Genomic DNA, 22,974 nt, shown 5'->3' with positions numbered 1-22,974 from the left:
CTAGACTTAAAAAACTAATGTTTTGCTTAAATGATTACGTGGAATAATTTTGAATGGTTTGCCCTGTCGGCGATTGTTTTGTGGGCAAGCGGTGCGGCATTTGCTTTGTTCTCCAGGGAACGGAGCCGTTGGGCCATCTTGCTGACATTGTTGGGCATTCTGGTCTTTGGAGTGTTTATTGCCGGATTTTGGATATACTTGCAGCGTCCTCCTTTGCGCACCATGGGAGAAACTCGGTTATGGTATTCCTTTTTTATGGGCGTCTCCGGCTTGTTGACGTATATCCGTTGGAAATATCCTTGGATTTTGTGCTTTTCTACGGTGGTGGGGGCGGTCTTTGCCCTTGTCAATATCCTGAAACCGGAGATTCATGACCAGTCGCTCATGCCTGCCTTGCAGAGTCCGTGGTTTATTCCCCATGTCACCATCTATATGTTTTCTTATTCTGTGCTGGGATGCGCCTTCATCCTGTCGTGTATGGGACTTTTCAAACATCGGTCCAATTATCTGGAGGCAGCCGATAAGCTGGTGTATACCGGACTGGCCTTTCTGACGGTGGGAATGCTTACCGGGGCCATTTGGGCAAAGGCAGCTTGGGGGCATTACTGGAGCTGGGACCCGAAAGAGACTTGGGCGGCAGTGACTTGGACCGGTTACCTGCTGTATGTACACCTGCGTTTGTTCAGAAGTGCTTCTGCCCGTACGCTTTACTGGATACTGATTGTGTCTTTCCTCTCGCTCCAGATGTGCTGGTACGGGGTGAATTACCTTCCGGCGGCCCGGCAAAGTGTGCACTTGTATTCTCGTTCATAGTCTTATTTATAATATATACTGGTTGTTTAATTTTTAAATTCATTTTTTATGAAAAAAAGTTCGAAGATTATTCTTTCCGTACTGGTGGTAGTCATCGTACTATGCGTAGTGTACCGGTTGGTGAATAGAGCACCTTCAGCCAGCCTGGAAAGTAATGCGCAAATGGAAGAAATCATTGAAAGTAGTGGCTGTATGGCTTGCCATTCAGCCAATCCGAAGTTGCCTTTCTATGCGGGCTTCCCGATAGCAGGCAAACTGGTGAAAGAAGATGTCCGCCTGGGCTATCGTTCTTTTGACATGACTCCGATGGTAGAGGCATTGAAGAAGGGCGAAAAAATCAATGAAGTGGATCTGGCCAAGGTGGAAAAAGTGATTGCCGATGGTACGATGCCGTTGGCCAAGTATTACCTCGTTCACTGGGGTTCTTCGCTGACCGATACGGAGACACAGATGGCACTTGCTTGGGTGAAATCTCAACGTGCGGCTTCCTATCCGAATCTGTTGGCCGATAAGCAGTGGGCGAACGAGGCTGTTCGTCCGGTACAGGATTCCGTGCCGGTGGATATGCGTAAGGTGATATTGGGTAAGATGTTGTTCCATGACGTACGTCTGTCGGCCGATAACACTGTGTCTTGTTCTTCTTGCCACGGATTGAATACCGGTGGTGTGGACAACAAAGCTTTCTCAGAAGGTGTCGGTGGACAGCACGGAGGGGTAAATGCTCCGACAGTTTACAATGCATTGTATAACTTTGTGCAGTTCTGGGACGGACGTGCGGCTACGTTGGCCGACCAGGCAGCCGGACCTCCTTTGAATCCGGTAGAAATGGCTTGCAAGTCATTCGATGAAATCTGTGATAAGCTGAAAGCAGATGCCGCATTCAGCAAGGCATTTACGGAAGTATATCCTGACGGCATTAACGAGGCCAACATTACGAATGCCATTCAGGAGTTTGAAAGAACCTTGCTGACTCCGAATTCTCGTTTCGACAAGTTCCTGAAAGGAGATAAGACAGCCATGAATGCAGAAGAAGTGGCCGGATACGATTTGTTCAAGAAATACAACTGCGCTACTTGCCATGTCGGTGAAAACATGGGTGGACAGTCGTATGAACTGATGGGAATCAAAGCTGACTACTTTGCCGACCGTGGTACGGAACTGACCGTAGAAGACAACGGCCGTTACAAGGAAACCAAGAACGAAAGAGACCGTCACCGCTTTAAAGTGCCCGGTTTGCGTAACGTGGCACTGACTGCACCTTATTTCCATGATGCTACTCAGGCTACACTGGAAGATGCGGTGGTAGCTATGGCTAAATATGAAGTCGGTGTGAACCTGTCACAGCAGGAAGTGAAACAGATTGTGGCATTCTTGAAGACCTTGACCGGAGAATATGAGGGCAAGTTGTTGACCAATGCGAATGACTTGAAGAAATAAGACTATACCTTTATAATCTACCTGAAGGCCGTTTCAGTCGGGAAGACTGGAGCGGCTTTTTTATCTATTTTTCTTCTTGATTTATTTGGTTTATAAAATAAACTTATTTATCTTTGTGGTGAAAGCAAGAGAGAAGCGCGCCTCCTTGCTTTTATTTATCAGTTTATGGTTTATAAAATAAACTATATTTAGTTTGAAACCTCTAAAATGAGTGCCTTATGGAAGAAAAGAAATTATCAGAACGGGAAAGTCTGGAATTGATTTCGCAGATGATTCATTCCACACGGAAAAATCTGGAGGTGGGCAGTGGTAACCAGTTTCTTTACTGGGGTTATTTCACTACCGCCCTTTCAGTCTTGTTGTTCTTGTTGGTGTACTACACGGGTGATGCTCGCTGGAACTTTGGTTGGTTCACTATGTTTTTGTTCTGGGGCTTCATGCTTTGGGAACAGCGTCGGCAGGTGGCTGAGGTGATTACTTATACAGACCGTGCCATTATGCAGGTCTGGAAAGTGATAGGCAGTCTGTTTGTGCAGACGGTGTTTGTCATGTGCCTGCTGACCTTTTATTATGGAAGAGTGGATTTTTCACTGATGCTTCCTCTGTCCCTGCTTTATTGCGGCATTGGGGTTTCCATTACCGGTGTGGTTATCCGTAGCCGCTTGGTGACGTGGTGTCCGCTGGTGGCTTTCTGTTTTGCCATTTATATGCTGATGGCTTATACCATCCACCAGTCTTCTACGGTCGACTGGAATCTGTATTTCGGATTGTCGTTTTTGGTGATGATGGTTTTGCCCGGCCATTATCTGAACCGTAAAGCGCGTCAGGTATGTTGAAGGAATTAAATCCGTTGCTCCATTCCCAGTTGCGGCTGGCGGTGATGTCGATTCTTTTGTCGGTGGAAGAGGCTGAGTTCGTATATCTGAAAGAGCAGACCCAGGCCACAGCCGGCAACCTCAGTGTGCAGCTCGACAAACTGAGTGAGGTCGGTTACATCGAAGTAGAGAAAAGCTTTGTGGGCAAGAAGCCTCGTACCGTTTGCCGGATGACTCCGAAAGGCAGGGAGGCCATGGCGGAATATGTGGAGGCATTGAAAGAATACCTTCCGGGATTTTGAGGATTTTGGAGGGCTTTTAGGGGCATATAATGTCTCGTGAAAAAACGCAAGTACGTTTGGTATCAAATGTACTTGCGTTTTGTTTTAAACGCACTTGCGTTTCAAGTAAAACGTCCTTGCGTTTTGGTTCAAACGTCCTTGTGTTTCAGATGAAACGCAAAGGCGTTTTTTATGGCCTTGAAAAGGCCTTTTTTATGTTTTATAGCCTAAATGTATCACAGAATAAAGAAAATGTTACACGTGTGAGTAGGATGTAACATGCAATATGCGAGTTTGTAATATGGTATAATTTCTTTCATTTATTAAGAATTACATTTGCGACATGTTAAATGATTTATAAATGTGTAATCTTAAATGAAATGCGTATGGACACAACAAGGAATAATGGAGGATGAAGTAATAATAATGGAAGAATTATTACTTGGTAAGTAAGAAAGAAATTTATTAACTTTTAAACATACAACTATAATGAAAAACTCTTTTAATTTACGCCTGACATGGCTATTCATATTGTTTTGTATGATTCCTTTATGGGCTTTGTCCCAAAATATTACCGTAAAAGGAGTCGTTAAAGATGGAACTGGGGAGTCGGTTATTGGAGCGAGTGTGCTTCAGAAAGGTACGACTAATGGTACAATTACAGATTTTGAAGGGGGATTTACATTGAATGTACCTTCTAATTCAGTGATTGTGGTATCTTTTGTAGGATATAAAAGTCAGGAAATTTCGGTTGCTGGCAGAACAGACCTGACTGTTACGTTGAAAGAAGACACGCAATTACTGGATGATGTCGTAGTAGTAGGATATGGTACTCAGAAAAAAGAAGATTTGACTTCAGCAATTGCCACTTTAAGCCCAAAGGAAGTTTTGAAGTCTCCGGGTGGAATTACAGATGCTTTGCAGGGAAGTACGGCAGGTGTGAATGTATCAGGTGGTAAGATTCGTATTCGTGGTACTTCTTCTATTACAGGTAGTACAGACCCGCTGTGGGTAGTAGATGGTATCATTGACGCCTCTGGTAACATTCCGAATGATAATGAAATTGAGTCTATTCAGGTGTTGAAGGATGCGGCTTCGTGTGCTATCTACGGTGTGCGTGGTGCAAATGGTGTAATTGTGGTCACTACGAAAAAGGGAGCTGAAGGAAAACCGAAAGTAAGTTTTAATGCATATGCCGGTTTTGGTTCAAATACAAGTAAGGTAGACATGTTGAATCCTTATGACTATGCCGTTTATGTAAATGAACTTTATTATAATTCTTCTGATGCGAATGCAATTGCCAATGGCACATGGAATAAAACAGTTCCGACAGGTGTGGCAAATCCAAGTAACCCGCTTGGTAGCACAGACTGGTGGGATGAATATTTTAGCAATACAAACTATCAGAAATATGACTTGTCAGTAAGTGGAGGTAGTAAATATGCCAGCTATCGTATTGGTGCCACACATGCAGACAATGATGATAAGATGCATACAGAAGATGTGAAAGTGGATAACATCTATGCCAATGTACAAGGTACTGTGGGTCGTTTTACTTACGGTGGTCGTATCTTTGCCAATTATAGCAGAACAAATGGCTTTACGGGTGCCTCTTTGATGAATACTTTGCAGACTCCTTCCAACCTGCCAGTATATAATGAAGATGGTAGTTTCTTCTTGACTGGTAACAATGGACGTGACGGAAATGACTTGGTCAACCAGATCTGGTTCTTAAGAAATGAAAAGCTTCGCAATCGTTCCATCAGTGCATTGGGAAGTATTTTTGGAGAAATAAAGATTTTTGACTGGTTGAAATACCGTTTGACTTATACCTATTCATTTGCCAGAAACAATGATGCCACTCTCGTTCCGGAACATGATCTTGGAACCGCTAATGGAAGACAGTCATATAATTCACAAAGTACAACAAAAGGAGGAAGCGGACATGAGATTATTGAAAACTTGTTGACTTTCGATAAGACTTTTAATGATGTGCATACTTTGTCAGGAGTTGTCGGCGTGGTTTCAGAAAAATTTGACGGATGGTCTACGGGTATTTCTGGTCGTAGCAATGAATATGCAGATTTCGGTCCGGAAAGTCGTTTCCCAGATAGTCAGAACATCACGAGTTCACAGTATAACGAAGCTTATTTTTCTTATCTGGCCAGAGTGATGTATTCATACAACAGCAAATATATGATTACTGCCAATTTCCGTGCAGATGAATCTTCTAAATTCAAGAAAGGCAATCGTTGGGGATATTTCCCATCATTCTCTGTAGGTTGGAGAGTAAGCGAGGAATCTTGGATGAAAGATGCCACTTCCAGTTGGTTGAACAACTTGAAACTTCGTGCCACATTGGGTTGGATTGGTAGTGCCAATGCGGTTGGACGGTATGATTATCAGTCAGTAGTGGTAACCGACAACAGATATTATACTTTTGGTCCTAACCAGATTAATCCTGAGGGAACTGCTTCTAATGCATCTGCCCCATTGATTGAAAATTTTGCTAATCCAGATTTATCATGGGAAACAACCAGAGATGCAGGTGTAGGTTTCGACCTTGATATGTTTAATAATAAATTCAGCTTGGTATTCGATTATTATAATCGTAAGACAACCGATATGTTGCTTGCCGTACAGTTGCCTAAATCAACAGGTAATATCAATACCATGTATTCTAATGTGGGTAGCATGAAGAACTGGGGTATCGAACTTTCAGCTACTTATCGTGAGCAGATTGGGGATGTGAAATTGACTATTTCTCCTAATTTCTCTCTTTATCGGAATGAAGTAACAAGTTTGGGTGATAATGCTTCACTTGCCGGTGGTGCTTGTAGTACAGGTAATGTGACGATGACGGTAGTTGGACAGCCAGTAGCTCAATTCTGGGGATATAAGACAGATGGTTTGTTCCGTACAGATGAAGAGGCCGCTAACTATGTAAATAGCAAGGGAGAACGTCTTCAACCTTCTGCTGCAGCCGGAGACTTGAAATACGTGGACTTGAATGGTGACGGACAAATTACAGATGACGATAAGACATTTATCGGTTCTTCTTTACCGAATTGCTCTTTTGGTTTGAATATTACGGCAGAATATAAAGGATTTGATTTTTCAATGTTGTGGCAAGGTGACTTTGGAAACCAGATTTATAATAACTGGAAAACAGAGTTGATGGGTGGTTATGCTGCAAAGAACCAGATGGCAGATATGAACAATCGTTTCCGTGCAGAAGATGTAACCTTTACAACTGCTGGAGGTGAAACTATTACATTGCCGGCCAATGTGAATACTGATGTTCCCCGTGCCGTTCTGAATGACCCGAATGGTAATCACACAATGGCATCCGACTATTTTATTGAAAATGGTTCTTACTTCCGTTGTAACCGTATTACACTGGGCTATACTTTTGACAAAGCATTGATTTCGAAAGCTCACATTGAATCTTTACGTTTGTATTTAGGTGTAAAGAATCCGTTCACTATTACAGGATATTCCATGTTTGACCCGCAGGTACCTAACAATGGTTCAACTTTGAATCGTGGTGTAGATGGAGCCTATTATTACTCTGGAGATACCTATTGGGCTAACCGTGAATTCTTTGCTGGTTTACAGTTGACATTTTAAATAACAATGAAATATCGGAAAATTATGAAACATCTTAAAACATATATGGGTATTTGTTTAGGCTCATTATTAATGACAATGAGTTCATGTGAGCCTGACATGGATTTTAATAATCCTTCCGCAGAAAACGAAGCTACATATTATAATACAAAAGAGCATTTGACTTATGCGGTAAATGGAGCGTATAACATTCTTCAAAGAGCTGGTGGATGGGCTCGTTGGATGCCATTCATGCTGAATGCACGTAGTGATGAATATGTGTTTACAAGTGGAGCGGCTGCTGGTGAACCTGAAACAGCGAGATTGTCTCAGTATAACGTGAACGCGGACCTGGGTAGTGTATCAACTTGTTACCAGGATTTGTACGTATTGCAGTATGCGGCTAATTTAGCGCTTGAAAAATTGGAAGCAAACCAAGATGGAGCTTTTGATTTGAGCAATGAAGATGATAAGAAGTTATATAACCGGTTAAAAGGAGAGGCTATCTTCCTGCGTGGATTGAGCCGGTTCTATCTGGTGTATTTCTGGGGAGACGAAATTCCTGACCGTGATTATGTGACTACCGGTGAAGGGGATTATATGTTGGCTCCTGCTGAACCAGGTGTTATTTATCAGCGTATGATAAAAGACTTCCAGGATGCCTCAGAGTTGCTTACCGACTGGTCATACGAAGGTACAGAGAATGAAGGTCGTGCCACCAAAGGTTCTGCACTTGCCTTTTTGGCAAAGACATATATGGCTCGTCCGATATTGGATGGAACAGCTAAGGCTGGAGATGCAGAATGGGCCTTGGCCAAAGACGTGTTGTGGCAGATTATTAATTCCGGTAAATATTCATTGGTGGATAATTATCGTGACAATGCCACAGAAGATAATGAAAACAATTCAGAATCCTTGTTTGAGGTACAATTCTGTCAGAGTGTAGAAACAGACGGTTTTAACCCTGCAGCTAATGGTGACTTAAATGACTGGGTTGTAACCGGTCAAAATACAATCCGTGAATTGGAAATGAGTGCGCCTAACTCTACTGAGTCTGCCAGATGGTGGAATGGACAGCCTTCTTTGGCCCTGTACAATGAGTTTGAACGTGATGAGAATGGAAATATTATTGACCCTCGTGCTTATTTGGGTATGTATATTCCAGACGGTTGTAATTTCTTAGGAAAGTCTGGTAGCTGGATTCCTTATGAGGTTTTGTTCTCAGGCGATACATTTGATGAATGGAGAGGAAAATGGTTTGGCTGCCGTAAGTATAGTCTTGATCAAGTGAGAAGTAAAGAACAGAGTGGTATCAATGACCGTCTTATCCGTTATTCAGATATTCTGTTGATGTATGCAGAGTGCTGTCTGGAAGCTGACAACGATGAGGCAACAGCTAAAAAATACATTCAGATGGTGCGTGATCGTGCGAATAACAATACCGAAGCGTTCAATACGACTGAGGCTGATGCTGGTAAAGATTATTTGAAAGGTGGTACATTGCCTACTGTCGATGAACTGTTGCAGGATCATCCGGTTGTAGGTAGAGTGGTTGGAACAAATGGTAATGTCATTTGCGAAGGCATGGAATTGAATACCGTACGTCGAATTCTGAAACATGAGTATTCTGTAGAGTTGTATTGGGAAGGCTGGAGATTCTTCAACTTGATGAGATGGTACAATAATCCGAATGACCCGGATCAGAGTATCATGTTGAATAACTTGAAGAATAAAAATGCCCTTCAGGTTGAACAGACTAACTTGACTGGTACTCAGACGTTTGATTATTCTCGTCATTTACGTGTGCCAATACCTTCAACAGAACTTTCTACCAATACGAATATGCATGGTAATTCTGCTAACTAATTTCATATTTTGTTGAATATAAGAAGCTGCTCCATGTAGTTTGGGGCAGCTTTTTTTATCTTTTTGTTATATCTAATACTGATATTTATGAGGCATCTATATTTCTGTGTACTTGTTTTGTTTGCGTCTGCATTGGCAGTCTACTCGCAAAATCCGATTATTAATCATTCATTCTCAGCCGATCCGACTGCGCGGGTTTTTGACGGGAAAATATATTTGTATCCGTCACATGATATAGAAAGTCCGGTAGCCCGTCTTAAAGATTGGTTTTGTATGGAAGACTATCATGTATATTCGTCAGAAGATTTAGTAAACTGGATGGACCATGGGGTGATTCTATCGCAGAATAATGTGCCTTGGGTGGAACGTGATTCTTATTCTATGTGGGCGCCTGATTGTGTTTATAAGAGGGGAAAGTATTATTTTTATTTTCCGGCTAAGGCGAAAAATGCAAAAGGGTTTTCTGTGGGAGTGGCAGTAGCTGATAATCCGTCGGGACCATTTATGCCTGATTGGAAGCCGATAAGTGGAATTCAAGGTATCGACCCTTGTGTGATGGTGGATAAGGATGGAAGTGCCTATATTTATTGGGCTGGAAATGGGTTGCGTATGGCAAAACTGAAAGATAATATGCGGGAGCTGGCTTCCGAACCGGTCTTGATAGAAGGACTTCCAGAGGGTTTTAAGGAAGGACCATTTGTTTTTGAAAGAAATGGCAAGTATTATCTGACTTTCCCATGGGTAAAGGATAAGACGGAAACTCTGGCCTATGCAATGGGAGATTCACCTATGGGGCCGTTTGATTTCAAAGGAGTCATGATGGATGAATCTCCTACGGGATGCTGGACCAATCATCATTCTGTGGTGGAATACAAAGGCCAGTGGTACCTTTTTTATCATCATAACGATTTTTCGCCGGAAGCAGACAAACGCCGTTCGGTCCGGATTGATACTTTGTGCTTTAATGCGGATGGGACCATCCGGAAGGTGAAGCCCACATTAAGAGGAGTAGGCGTGACAAATGCACGTATGAAAATACAGATAGACCGGTATAGTGAAGCCAGTAAGAAAGGAGTGAGGATTTCATTTGTGGATGAAAAGAATAGATTTGAAGGATGGAAATGTGAACTGGCAAAAGTGAAATCTTGGGTCCGTTATAATCAGGTGGATTTCGGAACTCAGCCAGTACAGGAAGTGAAGATGCGGGTAAAGTCTCTCCATGGCGGAACACTGAAAGTGGAGGTCGCAGATAAGGAAGTGGCGCAAATCAAAGTTCCGGCATGTAAGGATTGGTGTATCATAAGGGAATCTGTGCATGATGTACAAAAGGGAATACAGGACGTACGGCTTATGCTCCAGCAGGGAGGGGCCGTGGAGATTGATTGGTTAGGCTTTGATGCGGTGCCATGGTCTGCCGGAGCCTTTGAGACTCATCAATATCGGAATTTCTTTGCGGAGATGGGATATTCTCAGGCTGAAATAGATGCAAAACTGAACGAGGTTTTCAATGAGGTATTTTATGGGGAAAACAAGGTCTATTTTGAGGTAGGTGACTCTATGGCGTATATTAGTGATATTAAAAATCATGATGTGCGTACGGAAGGGATGTCCTATGGTATGATGATAGCTGTCCAGTTTGACCGGAAAGACATATTTGACCGTTTGTGGCGGTGGTGTAAAAAATATATGCAGCATCAGGACGGAAGGTTGAAAGGTTATTTTGCATGGAGTTGTCAGACGGATGGAACTCGTAACTCAGAGGGTCCGGCATCCGACGGGGAGTTATATTATGTGACATCCTTGATTTTCGCTTCAAACAGATGGGGAAACAGCTCGGGTATCAATTATCTGGCGGAAGCACAGAATATCTTGGATTGTTCCATGCAAAAGACCGGAATGGATGCAGTGACTCCTTTTATCAATGTGGAGCAAAAGCTGATTACTTTTACTCCTACAGGTTTTGGAGCGAGATTTACAGACCCTTCTTATCATTTGCCAGCCTTTTATGAAGTGTGGGCCAGATGGGCTAATGACGGGAGAAGTCGCTTTTGGAGAGAATGTGCCCAGAAAAGCCGTGAGTATTTGCATAAAAGCATTCATCCGGTGACAGGATTGAATCCTGATTATAATAACTATGACGGCTCTTTGCTCAATTCAGGTGGAATCATTGGGGATGCGTTTCGTTTTGATTCATGGCGTGTGCCTATGAACATTGCCTTGGATTATTCATGGGCATGTGTCGACAAAGAATGGCAGCAGGAATATGGCCATAAAATACAGAACTTTCTGTATAGTCAGGGGCTTTATGATTTTAAAGATCAGTATAATGTAGATGGAAGCCCGGTGAAAGAGGTCTTGCAGGCTGGTGAATATAAACAGCTTCGTCATTCTTTAGGACTTGTGGCTACTTCTGCTGCTGTATCATTGGTGTGTACAGATGTAAAATGTTATGAATTTGTAAAGCAACTATGGGAGGCAAAGCATGAGCCTTATGAAGATGGTTACTTGGATAAATATTATGATGGTTTGTTGCGCTTGTTTGCCTTTATGCATTTGAGCGGGCGTTACCAGATAATTTTTCCACAGTGATTGAGCCGTGTTTTGTATTTGATTAAAAAAATCAGCCCACCAACCTTTGTCGGTCAGTGGGCTGATTTTTTTGATTGGAAAAGTAAAATGAATACATATTATAGTGCTTCCGCATCATTGGATGTGGTGGCATATAATCCGATCATGGCACCCGTAAATCCTCCAGCTACGTTGGTCGAGAGAATGTCTCCGGAAACGGTTCCTCCTACGGTCTGATAGTTGTCGTCTTTTACGGAATAGCTGAATGTATAGTTGTCGCCTTCAGCATTTACCCGGAGGCTGACAGGAGTATCCTTTTCAATCTTTTCACTGGCAAGCGTGGAAGAGTTTCCGTTCTCAGTCCGTTGCAGGACGATGTAGTTTTCTTCCCCTTTCTTGGTCAGTCCGAATACGTAGTTGAATTTCTCACTTTGGTAACAGGTGATTCCGGCAAGGTCTTTTTCTGTGCGAGGAACATATTTCAGGGTCGTGGTGACGGTGAAATTGATATGCTGCTGACGATAGAAAAGAGTGGAAGTGGGAGCTACAGCCTTGATATTGGTTTCGTAAGGTGTTATTTTCAATCCGTCTTCTGTGGTAGAGATGAATCCTTCTTTAGCTCCTCTGACTCCTACCCAGCGGTAATCCAGCGGGCTTTGCGTAAAGGTTTCTGTATAAGTAAAGTTTCCGTTGGGGAAGTAACCGTTCTTTCCTGTTTCATTCTTCACGCCTTGTGGCATGGTCAGTTTGGGCTGGATAGGTTCCAGGCCGCCTTTAAATACGGGGAAAGTACCACTCCAGTCAACAGGCAGCATGAAGGTTTCTCGTCCGGTATTTACTCGGTTGGCTTCATTGGGACGGATTGCCAAGAAAACACCGTAATATTGTCCGTCAGGACCTTCCACCAAATCGGCATGACCGGCCCAGTCTACTTTGAACGGGCGTTCTGCCGGAAGATGCCTTTGTGAAAGAATCGGATTCTCCGGAGCTGGTTTGAACGGACCTTTCGGACTGTCGCCGATGAAAATGACTTCACTGTGCCAGCCGCCTGTACCTCCTTCTGCACACATGAGGTAGTATTTCCCGCCTTTTTTATAGAGATGAGGAGCTTCTATCCAAATGGGTTTCTTTGACAAATCTACGCCTCCGTTTACTACAACTTTGTCTGTTCCAGGAATTATCTGGTCTTTTTCCAGGTCATATTCCCATACTTTGATGACTCTGTGTCCTTCGTATAACGGCTTTTCAGGGGCATCGTTGTGGGTGACATAGGCTTTTCCATTGTCATCGAAGAAAATATCCGGATCGATTCCTTCGAAATTCAGTTTGATTGGGTCGCTCCATCCTTTCATGGGGTCTTTGGTTTTTACCACCATATTTCCCATTCCTCCCGAGAACTGGGTGGTAATCATATAGAAGGTATCATTGTATGGATTGTATCGTATGGTCGGTGCATATATGCCGGCACTGATACCGGAGTCTTCCACTTTGAGCTGTGAGGGACGGTCGAGCACATGACCTATCTGTTTCCAATTTACCAAGTCGGTAGAGTGGAAAATGGGTACTCCAGGGTTAATGGCAAAAGAAGAGCATACCAAGTAGTAGTCGGTACCTTTTTTACAGATACTGGGGTCAGGGTAGCAGCCCTGCAGTATCGGATTGTAGAACTCGCCTTCATTGAGCGGATTTTTTTCGTATACCGCATCTTTTCCTGTATAGGTGAACTGACCGAAAACCGGTACTCCTGGCTCAGGCATGGTTACCTTGTTGCTACAGGAAGCAGCCAAGAGACTTAATGTTCCTAATGTAAGTAGTTTAAATTGATTTTTCATGATAATAACTTTGTAAAAATTGAATGATTGTGTAGTTAAATGAAGTGTAATCTTTCTGAATACAAATGTATGCTTTTTGCAGGGGAAGAGTGTGACGGTATGTTGCAGATTTCTTATTGTATGTTACGATGTGGTATTTTTTGTGTAATTTGAATGTGATTCCTATAAAATATTGTCATTCAATGGTGTATCGAAAAAAATGTAATGTGAGCATAGGTAAAATGTACGCTTTGTAAATACAATATGTAGGGTGTGTAACATAGACAAAAGGACTGGTAACGTAAATTCTTGTAATTTATCTATATGTGAGTTATTTTTGTGTAGATTAAATTTTATGTCTATGGATAAACATTCTTTTATTGTTTTTTTATTGGCTTTAGCCTTGATTCCTGTCTCTTTGTTTTCGCGTAGCAGGGTAGTAAATGATACGATTTTCAGTAAAAAGTTGAATACAGAAAGGGTATGCTCCATTTATCTTCCTCCTTCTTATGGGGAAATACCTGGTAAGAAATATCCGGTACTTTATCTGTTTCATGGTATGTCACAAACCAATCAGGATTGGGTATGGCGCGGACATGTGCAGGAAGTGGCCGACCGTTTGATTTATGCGCAGGAGGCCAGTGAAATGATTATTGTCATGCCCAATGCGGGAGGGGATATCTACAAAGAAGTATGGAATGGTTTTTTCAACATGCCGGGATGGCTTTATGAGGATTTCTTTTTTGAAGAATTCTTGCCTTATGTGGAAAGTAAATACAATATTATCGGGAATAAGGAAAATCGTGCAGTGGCTGGATTGTCTATGGGAGGCGGCGGGGCCACTGGTTATGGCTTGTGGCATGCAGATAAGTTTGCCTCTGTCTATGCTATGAGTGCGCTGATGTCTATTCCGGAAGAAGGAGCGGCTCGCTTTGAGAATCCTGACAGCAAGCTGGCCATTCTGACACGGGCTGTGATAGACCGCAGCTGCATCAAGCGCGTGTCTGAAGCGGATACAAATACAATTCAGGCATTGAAGTCGGTGAGATGGTTTGTAGATTGTGGAGATGATGATTTCCTGCTCGACCGGAACATTGAGTTCTTTCAGGCGATGCGCAAGGCAGGCATTTCCTGTCAGTTCAGGGTAAGAGACGGTGGACATGATTGGGAATACTGGCATTCTGCTTTGTATATGTGTCTGCCGTTTGTGTCAAGGACCTTCGATAAATAACGGGTTAAGAATAGGCATCTATGAGAAAAGTTCTATGTGTATGTGTGCTTCTGATAGCTTCTGTCATTGGGGCAATGGCGGCGGAGGCAGAGAATCTGAGATTGTGGTATTCGGCTCCGGCATGTAACTGGTGGGAAGCATTGCCTGTAGGTAATTCTCATATCGGAGGAATGGTGTTTGGAGGAGTTGCACACGAGGAAATCCAATTGAATGAAGAAACCTTCTGGGCCGGTGGACCGTATAGTAATAACCGGGAAGGGGCATCAGCCTATCTGAATGAGGTGAGAAGACTGATTTTTGAAGGGAAAAACTCAGAGGCCAGAAGTCTGCTGGATGCAAAGTTCATGACTTCCCAACATGGCATGCGTTACCTGACCTTGGGTAGTCTGCGGATGGATTTTGATTGCGAAGGAGAGGTAGATTCTTATTCTCGTGACTTGAATTTAGAGGATGCGACGGCTTCTGTACGTTTCCGTTGTGGGGGAGTGGAATATACCCGTCGGGTATTTACTTCCTTTGTCGACAATGTCATGGTGATTGAACTGGCTGCGGGTGAGGGTACCCAAAAATTGGGAGTTGACTTGAGATATGCTTGTCCGTTGGCTTCAGAGGTGAAAAGTGAAGGGGAATACCTTGTCATGTACTGTAATGGTGAGGAGCATGAAGGCATTCCAGCCGCACTTCATGCAGTAGTGATGATGCGGGTAAAGTCGGATGGAAAGGTGGAATGCAAGGATGGACATCTTTCGGTAAAGGATGCATCGTCGGTTACCATCTTCCTGAGTGCGGCAACTAATTTTGTCAATTATCGGGATGTGTCGGGAGATGCATACGCCAAAGCACGTCGTGCCATCGAAGGTGCTTGGGCCAAACCGAATAAAGTATTGTATAAGGAACATAAGGAAGCCTATTCCAAGCAGTTTGGAAGGGTGGACCTGAGTTTGCCTTCTTCTGAATTTTCGAAGAGGGAAACAGATATACGTATCAACGAATTCAATAAGGTAGAAGATTGTTCGCTGGCTGCATTGATGTTTCAGTATGGGCGTTATCTGTTGATATCGTCCTCGCAGCCAGGTAGCCAGCCGGCGAATCTACAGGGCATATGGAACAAGGATTTATATGCACCTTGGGACAGCAAATACACCATCAACATCAATGCGGAGATGAATTACTGGCCGGCAGAAGTGACAAACCTGACGGAAACGCATCGTCCGTTCTTCGAGATGGCACGTGATCTTTCTGTGACTGGTAAGGAAACGGCTCGTGTGTTGTATGGGGCTAAAGGATGGGTGGCTCACCATAATACGGATCTTTGGCGGGCGGCCGGACCGGTGGATTTCGCAGATGCAGGTATGTGGCCCAATGGAGGAGCATGGGTGGCCCAGCATCTTTGGCAGCATTATCTGTATTCCGGAGATAAGGATTTTCTTCGGGAGTATTATCCGGTGTTGAAAGGTACGGCCGATTTTCTTTTGTCATTCATGACCAAGCATCCCCGCTATGGTTGGATGGTGACAGCTCCTTCTGTTTCTCCAGAGCATGGACCGAATGGGGTATCCATCGTAGCTGGATGTACGATGGACAACCAGATTGCTTTTGATGCATTGAGCAATACGCTGCGTGCGGCACAGATATTGGGAGAAAGCAAGGCCTATTGTGACTCTCTTCAGCATTTGATAAGCCAGTTACCTCCGATGCAGATCGGACAGTACAATCAGTTGCAGGAGTGGCTGGAGGATGTGGATGATCCGAAAGACCAGCATCGGCATATCTCTCATCTGTATGGTTTGTATCCAAGCAATCAGGTATCTCCTTATCGGAGCCCGGAATTGTTTCAGGCTGCAAAGAATACCTTGATACAGAGAGGCGATATGGCAACCGGATGGAGTATTGGCTGGAAAATCAATTTCTGGGCACGTATGCTGGATGGCAATCATGCGTATCGCATCATCCGGAATATGCTTTCTTTGTTACCCTGTGACAGTCTGGCCAGTCAATATCCTTTAGGACGTACATATCCGAATATGCTGGATGCGCATCCACCTTTTCAGATAGACGGGAACTTCGGTTTTACGGCTGGAGTGGCTGAGATGCTGTTGCAGAGTCATGATGGGGCTGTACATCTGTTGCCTGCCATACCTGATGAATGGCAGGAAGGAAGTGTAAAAGGTCTGGTGGCCCGTGGAGGCTTCGTGGTGGATATGGACTGGAAGAATACGAATCTCACTCAGGCGGTAGTCTATTCCCGGATTGGGGGAGTGATTCGTTTACGGTCTTATGTTCCTCTGAAAGGAAAAGGTTTGAAGAAGGCTTCGGGTGATTGTCCGAATGACTTGTTGAGGCAGGCAGAAATAGCTGCACCGTTGATTTCAAAGAAATTGACGCATCCGGAACAACCTGAATTGAAGAAGGTATATGAATACGATTTGAAAACCATTCCGGGAAAGCGGTATATGGTTTACGCAAAATAAATATAGGCGAATCATTTGTAATAACTTAATAATCATGAAAAAACACTTTTTGTTAGCTTGTCTGTTAATGGCTGTGGGAGGCATGTGGTCCGGTCCGGTCAATGCCCAGTGTGGAGATAATGGAGATGGAACTTTTTCTAATCCGGTATTTTGGGCGGATGTGCCCGATCCGGACGTCATACGTGTGGGCGACGACTTCTACATGGTGAGTACAACCATGCATCTGGTTCCTGGAGCACCCATCATGCACTCTAAAGATTTGGTGAACTGGAAAATTGTCAGCTATCTGTATGACCGGTTGGACGAAAAACCTGCTTATGATTTGAAGGATGGAACGGTATATGGCCGTGGACAGTGGGCTACTTCCTTACGCTATCATAACGGAATGTATTATGCGTATTTTTCTCCGAATGATACTCCTTATAAAGGATATGTATATACTACTTCCGATCCGAAAAAAGGATGGAAACTTTTGTCACGTATTCCTCATTTCCATGATGCCTCTTTGTTCTTTGACGACGATGGAAAGGCCTATATCTTTTATGGCACCGGACAATTGCGTGAGCTGAAGCCGGATTTGAGCGGTGTCATGCCGGGTGGGGTCGATATGAAGATATTCGAAAGAGATAAAGAGGAAAATGCTTTGCTGGAAGGCAGCAGGGTGATTAAACACGATGGAAAGTATTATTTGCTGATGATTTCATGGCCTCAGGGAGGTAACCGTCGGCAAGTATGCTATCGGGCGGATAAGATAACCGGGCCTTATGAGAAAAAAGTGATATTGGAAGATGCGTTTGCCGGATTCCCGTATGTGGCACAAGGTACGATTGTGGATGATGGAAAAGGAAACTGGTATGGGGTCATTTTCCAAGACCGTAATGGAGTAGGTCGCGTATTGACCGTAATGCCTTGCCGCTGGGTGGACGGTTGGCCGATGCTGGGTGACGAAAACGGATATGTGCCGGCTACGATGACCAAACCAGTACAGGGATATGCTGCCGAAGAGCTGGTAGTCAGTGATGATTTTAGTGGAGATAAATTGAAGTTGAACTGGCAGTGGAATCACAATCCGATGAATGACTGCTGGTCATTGACTGAACGCAAGGGATATTTGCGGTTGAAAACCGGACGGGTGGTCGATAATTTGTTTTTGGCTCCCAATACGTTGACACAGCGCATGGAAGGACCGAAATGTTCCGGAGTGGTTTGTATGGATCTTTCAGGTATGAAGGAAGGAGATGTAGCCGGACTGAGTGCCTTTAATGGAGATGCGGGCATCTTGGCCGTGACTTGTGAAGGAAACCGGAAGTATTTGACCATGAAAACGGAAAGTGTTCAACTGGATGAAACGAGCAAGGCAGTGACAAGTATTGACCGGAAGGAAATTCAGAAAGTAGAGTTGACATCGGATGTGATATATCTTCGTCTGGATGGAGATTTCCGGTTGAATAAAGACATGGCTTGTTTTTATTATAGTTACGATAATAAGGACTGGAAGAAAATCGGTACTGACTTTAAAATGATTTTTGACTATCGTCGTTTCTTTATGGGAACCAAATTTGCCTTGTTTAATTATGCCACGAAGAGTTTGGGAGGTTTTGTAGATGTAGACTTCTTCGATTATAAGCACATAAAGAAATGATGGTAGACTTTAAACTTAAATAAAGACTTGGATGATGAAACTGAATTTGATTGCAGGATGTGTAGGTCTGATGATGCTGAATGGCATCGTTCAAGATATTCAGGCTCAAGATAGACTATACAAGAATACTTTCCCGTTAGGAGATGTGGAATTGCTCGACGGACCGTTTAAGCATGCCCAGGAATTAAACCTCAAGGTTTTGATGGAATATGATGTAGACCGCCTCCTGGCTCCTTTCTTGAAAGAAGCCGGGCTGCCCGTAAAAGCAGAACCATTTTCTAACTGGGCTGGTCTGGACGGACATGTAGGAGGGCATTATTTGTCGGCCATGGCAATGAATTATGCAGCGACTGGCAACGAAGAGTGCAAAAAGCGGATGGAGTACATGCTGAGTGAGTTGAAGCGTTGTCAGGACAGTAATGGAGACGGCTATATCGGGGGTGTTCCTAATGGAAAAGTGTTGTGGACGGATATTAAGAACGGAAAAGTAGAGTCTATCTGGAAATATTGGGCCCCATGGTATAACGTACATAAGATCTTTGCCGGATTGAGAGATGCTTGGATGTATACGGGAAATCAAGAAGCATTGGATATGTTCTTGAAACTGTGTGACTGGGGAATTTCCGTTACGGAAGGACTTTCAGACGATCAGATGGAACAGATGTTGGGCAATGAGTTTGGAGGTATGGATGAAATTTTTGCCGATGCCTACCAGATTACCGGAAATAAGAAATATTTGACTACGGCCAAACGTTTCTCTCATCACTGGTTGTTCGATAGCATGGCGGCGCACAAGGATAATCTGGACAATATACATGCAAATACACAAATTCCGAAAGTAATCGGCTATCAACGCATTGCAGAAGTATGTGGAGATCATCAATACCTGGATGCGGCAGATTTCTTCTGGGACATTGTGGCTTGCAAGCGTTCGCTGGCGTTGGGTGGCAACAGTCGTCGGGAGTATTTTTCGGCCATGGACGATTTCAGAAGTCATGTAGAAGTGCGGGAAGGTCCGGAATCATGTAACACCTATAACATGTTGAAACTGACGGAAGGTTTGTTCCGGATGACAGGAAAGGCGGCCTATGCAGATTTTTATGAGAGAGCACTATACAATCATATTTTGTCTACCCAGCATCCGGAGCATGGTGGTTACGTGTACTTTACGTCGGCTCGTCCGGCACATTATCGGGTGTATTCAAAGCCCAACAGTGCTATGTGGTGTTGCGTAGGAACCGGAATGGAGAATCATGGTAAGTATGGGGAGTTTATCTATACGCATGCTTCTGATTCTCTGTTTGTCAATCTTTTCATTCCTTCACGGTTGAACTGGGAGCAGGAGAAGGTTACCATTACGCAGGAAACCCAATTCCCCGATGCGGAAACTTCTCAATTTACAATAGGATTGAAGGGCGGAAAGTCTCGTCATTTCAAGTTGTTGGTAAGACGTCCGGCATGGGTGAAAGAAGGATATGAAGTGAAATGCAATGGAAAGGTAGTGGAAGCTTCGGAGAAAACAGACGATTCTTCTTATATCTGTATCGACCGTAAATGGAAGGATGGGGATAAGGTAGAAGTGTCCTTGCCTATGAAAATGCGTTTGGAAACGCTTCAAGGAGAAAATGATTTTGTAGCAATCATGCGTGGCCCTATTTTGATGGGAGCCTCAGTGGGTACTGATAATCTGGATGGATTGATTGCAGATGATGGCCGTTGGGGACACATCGCTTCCGGGAAACTGGTGCCGCTGAGTGAGACTCCGGTTCTGATTGGAAGTAAAGAAGAGGTGACCGATTACCTGAATGGGCTGAAACCCATCGAAGGTCAGACTTTACGTTATAAGTTGTCGGGCATATTCAATGATTCGAAGTTTGATGGTTTGGTGTTGGAACCCTTCTCTCGCATCCATGACTGCCGATACATGATGTACTGGCTATGCATGACTGCGGATGGATATGCGGCATATACGAAACGTACACAAGAAGAGGAAAAACGGTTGATGGCTCTGGATGCGCGTACGGTAGATGCGGTAAGTGTCGGTGAGCAGCAGCCTGAAGTGGACCATAAGATGGTGAAGGAAAACTCTGAGACCGGATTGCTGAAAGGTAAGAAGTGGAGAGATGCCCGCAATGGAGGGTATTTCAAATACACACTTTCTACCAACGGCAAACAGCCTCTTTCACTCATGGCTACTTATTGGGGTAACGAACAAGGTAACCGGAAATTTGAAATTGTGGTCGATGGTACGGTTGTGGCGACTGAGAATATCGTGGGCAAATGGAACAAGGAAGAGTTTGTGGATGTGGAATACAAATTGCCCGAAGCTCTGGTAAAAGGAAAGAGTCAGATTGAAGTCATGTTTAAGAGTGAGAAAAACAGTGTGGCAGGTGGTATCTTCATGCTTCGTCTGCTAACGGAATAATATGTGCTATAAAAACGAATGTCTATGATAAAACGTGTATTGTTATCATCCTTTGCGGCAATAATTTGTATCACAGGACTATATGCAAGTGAAAAGGATGTGTTAAGTCCTGATGGACGTGTGAAGGTGGTTGTATCGGATGAAGGTGGAATGCCTTCTTATCAGGTATTCTATGATGGAATGGCTTTTATCAAGAAGTCTCCGCTGGGAATGAAAACAACAATTGGTGATTTCACGTCTTCTTTGTCATTGGGAAAGGAGATAAAGGAAGCTTCTATCCGGAAAAATTATCGCTTGCCGAACATCAAGAAAAGTAAAGTTGACTATTCTGCTGAATCAGCTGTCATTCCATTTACCAAAGAAGGACAGAAGGTTTTTGATGTGGAATTCCGGGTGAGTAACAATGATGTGGCTTTCAGATATACTGTGTATCCTAAGAAGGATATCTTGTGTTGTGTCGTACAGCAGGAAGCTACGGGTTTTGTGTTGCCGGAAGGAACGACTACCTTCTTGTGTCCGCAAAGTGGGCCGATGGGTGGTTTTGCCCGAACTTCTCCCAGTTATGAGACACCGTATACAGTAGATGATACGATGGGAAAAAATGGTTGGGGGGAAGGATACACATTCCCTTGTCTATTCAAAAATTCTGACAAAGGTTGGGTATTAATATCCGAAACTGGGGTGAGCAGCTATTATTGTGGCAGTCGCCTGATCGGGCACGAAGGGGGACTTTATACCATTGGTTTTCCGCAGGAAGGTGAATTTAACGGCAATGGTACTACTTCTCCAGGAATCGCTCTTCCGGGCAAGACTCCTTGGCGTACGATTACGTTGGGTTCCACTTTGGCTCCAATTGTAGAAACGACCGTGCCGTTTGATGTAGTAGAACCGTTGTATGAACCGTCGAAAGACTATGCGGCTGAATATGGTTGCGGCACCTGGAGCTGGATTATTGCGGGCGATGCCAGCATGAATATGGACGACCAGAAGCGTTACGTAGATTTCTGTGCAGCGATGGGTTATCGTACAGTGCTGGTCGATGCGCTTTGGGATACGCAGGTGGGCTATGATAAAATAGAAGAGCTGGCAGCTTATGCCAAACAGAAGAATGTAGGACTGTATTTGTGGTATAACTCCAACGGATACTGGAATGATGCGCCTCAAGGTCCTCGTGGAAAGATGAGTAACATCATCACCCGGCGGAAAGAAATGAAGTGGATGCAGCGTATCGGTATTAAAGGAATCAAGGTTGACTTTGTGGGTAGTGACAAGCAGGTCACCATGCAGCTTTACGAAGATATTCTGGCCGATGCAAATGATTACGGACTCTTGGTCATTTTCCATGGGTGTACCATTCCGCGTGGATGGGAACGTATGTATCCTAATTATGCGGCCAGTGAAGCCGTATTGGCCAGTGAGAATATGAATTTCTCTCAGGGAAGCTGCGATGCAGAAGCATTCAATGCATGTATCCATCCGTTTGTGCGCAACACGATTGGAAGCATGGACTTTGGAGGAAGTACACTGAACAAGTATTATAATGCGAAAAATGAGCCGGGTGGACGGATGAGAGTGACTTCCGATGTGTTTGCGCTGGCTACGGCAGTATTGTTCCAAAGTCCGGTACAGCACTTTGCATTAGCACCGAATAACCTGACGGATGCGCCGGCTTGGGCCATTGATTTCATGAAAAAAGTACCAACCACATGGGATGAAGTGAAATTTATAGACGGCTATCCAGGCAAGTATATTGTGATGGCACGTAAACATGCCGGTAAATGGTATGTAGCCGGTATCAATGCACAGGATAAGACCATTAAGTTGAAAATCGATGTGTCTACCTTGTTTGCGGCAGGAGAGGTTGTCAATTTGTATGAAGATAATGATAAACTGGCGGGCTCAGTCAAGGAGCAGGTTATCAGCAAGAAACAGATTGTCAATCTTTCTATTCCTAAGAATGGAGGGGCGGTGATTACTCGGAAATAATAGTGGATAAGAAAGTCAT

The 22,974-nt window shown here is 43.9% G+C and carries 13 protein-coding genes; 12 read left to right on the top strand and 1 reads right to left on the bottom strand.

Translation table 11 applies throughout. From position 1 onward, the window contains the following. The first annotated feature begins 30 nt into the window (after positions 1-30). The 7 genes from RDP42_RS03125 to RDP42_RS03095 all read left to right on the top strand — a co-directional run bounded on the left by RDP42_RS03125 (position 31) and on the right by RDP42_RS03095 (position 11,410). A complete protein-coding gene (locus tag RDP42_RS03125) occupies positions 31-813 on the top strand; it encodes a cytochrome c biogenesis protein CcsA (protein ID WP_308762489.1) in 783 nt (260 codons plus the stop codon). 48 nt (positions 814-861) lie between these two features. After that, a complete protein-coding gene (locus RDP42_RS03120) occupies positions 862-2,250 on the top strand; it encodes a cytochrome-c peroxidase (RefSeq protein WP_308762488.1) in 1,389 nt (462 codons plus the stop codon). A 218-nt stretch (positions 2,251-2,468) separates the two neighbouring features. After that, the gene (locus RDP42_RS03115) at positions 2,469-3,086 is read left to right on the top strand and encodes a hypothetical protein (RefSeq protein WP_308762487.1); all 618 of its coding nucleotides are present in this window, start codon (positions 2,469-2,471) and stop codon (positions 3,084-3,086) included. After that, positions 3,080-3,367, top strand: coding sequence for a transcriptional regulator (locus tag RDP42_RS03110; protein WP_308762486.1), 288 nt, complete (start codon positions 3,080-3,082; stop codon positions 3,365-3,367). The genes RDP42_RS03115 and RDP42_RS03110 overlap by 7 nt, the downstream gene beginning before the upstream one ends. Positions 3,368-3,886: 519 nt before the next feature. Then, a complete protein-coding gene (locus tag RDP42_RS03105) occupies positions 3,887-6,976 on the top strand; it encodes a TonB-dependent receptor (protein ID WP_308762485.1) in 3,090 nt (1,029 codons plus the stop codon). A gap of 24 nt (positions 6,977-7,000) precedes the next feature. Next, the gene (locus RDP42_RS03100; protein WP_308762484.1) at positions 7,001-8,821 is read left to right on the top strand and encodes a RagB/SusD family nutrient uptake outer membrane protein; all 1,821 of its coding nucleotides are present in this window, start codon (positions 7,001-7,003) and stop codon (positions 8,819-8,821) included. An 87-nt stretch (positions 8,822-8,908) separates the two neighbouring features. Next, positions 8,909-11,410 (top strand): glycosyl hydrolase family 8, encoded by a 2,502-nt coding sequence (locus RDP42_RS03095; protein WP_308762483.1) that lies wholly within the window; start codon positions 8,909-8,911, stop codon positions 11,408-11,410. Between the two features lie 98 nt (positions 11,411-11,508). On the opposite strand, the gene RDP42_RS03090 is transcribed toward RDP42_RS03095, so the two are convergent. Further along, positions 11,509-13,146: a glycoside hydrolase family 43 protein gene (locus RDP42_RS03090; protein ID WP_308762524.1), complete on the bottom strand. Its 1,638-nt coding sequence runs from the start codon at positions 13,144-13,146 to the stop codon at positions 11,509-11,511. Positions 13,147-13,561: 415 nt separating this feature from the next. On the opposite strand from RDP42_RS03090, the gene RDP42_RS03085 reads away from it, so the two are divergent. From RDP42_RS03085 to RDP42_RS03065, 5 genes are all read left to right on the top strand, one after another. Continuing rightward, on the top strand, positions 13,562-14,431 hold the full coding sequence (locus RDP42_RS03085; protein WP_308762482.1) for an alpha/beta hydrolase-fold protein: 870 nt from the start codon (positions 13,562-13,564) through the stop codon (positions 14,429-14,431). Between the two features lie 20 nt (positions 14,432-14,451). Beyond that, positions 14,452-16,902: a glycoside hydrolase family 95 protein gene (locus RDP42_RS03080; RefSeq protein ID WP_308762481.1), complete on the top strand. Its 2,451-nt coding sequence runs from the start codon at positions 14,452-14,454 to the stop codon at positions 16,900-16,902. An 82-nt stretch (positions 16,903-16,984) separates the two neighbouring features. Continuing rightward, entirely contained in the window at positions 16,985-18,544 is a 1,560-nt protein-coding gene (locus tag RDP42_RS03075) for a glycoside hydrolase 43 family protein (protein WP_308762523.1), read from the top strand. A gap of 34 nt (positions 18,545-18,578) precedes the next feature. After that, positions 18,579-20,969 (top strand): glycoside hydrolase family 127 protein, encoded by a 2,391-nt coding sequence (locus RDP42_RS03070; protein WP_308762522.1) that lies wholly within the window; start codon positions 18,579-18,581, stop codon positions 20,967-20,969. Between the two features lie 24 nt (positions 20,970-20,993). Continuing rightward, complete coding sequence (locus RDP42_RS03065) at positions 20,994-22,955, top strand: glycoside hydrolase family 97 protein (RefSeq protein ID WP_308762480.1); 1,962 nt, start codon at positions 20,994-20,996, stop codon at positions 22,953-22,955. The last annotated feature ends 19 nt before the right edge of the window (positions 22,956-22,974 follow it).

Source organism: uncultured Bacteroides sp. (assembly GCF_902472605.1).
Classification (GTDB): Bacteria; Bacteroidota; Bacteroidia; order Bacteroidales; family Bacteroidaceae; genus Phocaeicola.
Note: the sequence above shows the minus strand (reverse complement) of the source record. Positions and strands in the feature narration are given on the sequence as shown.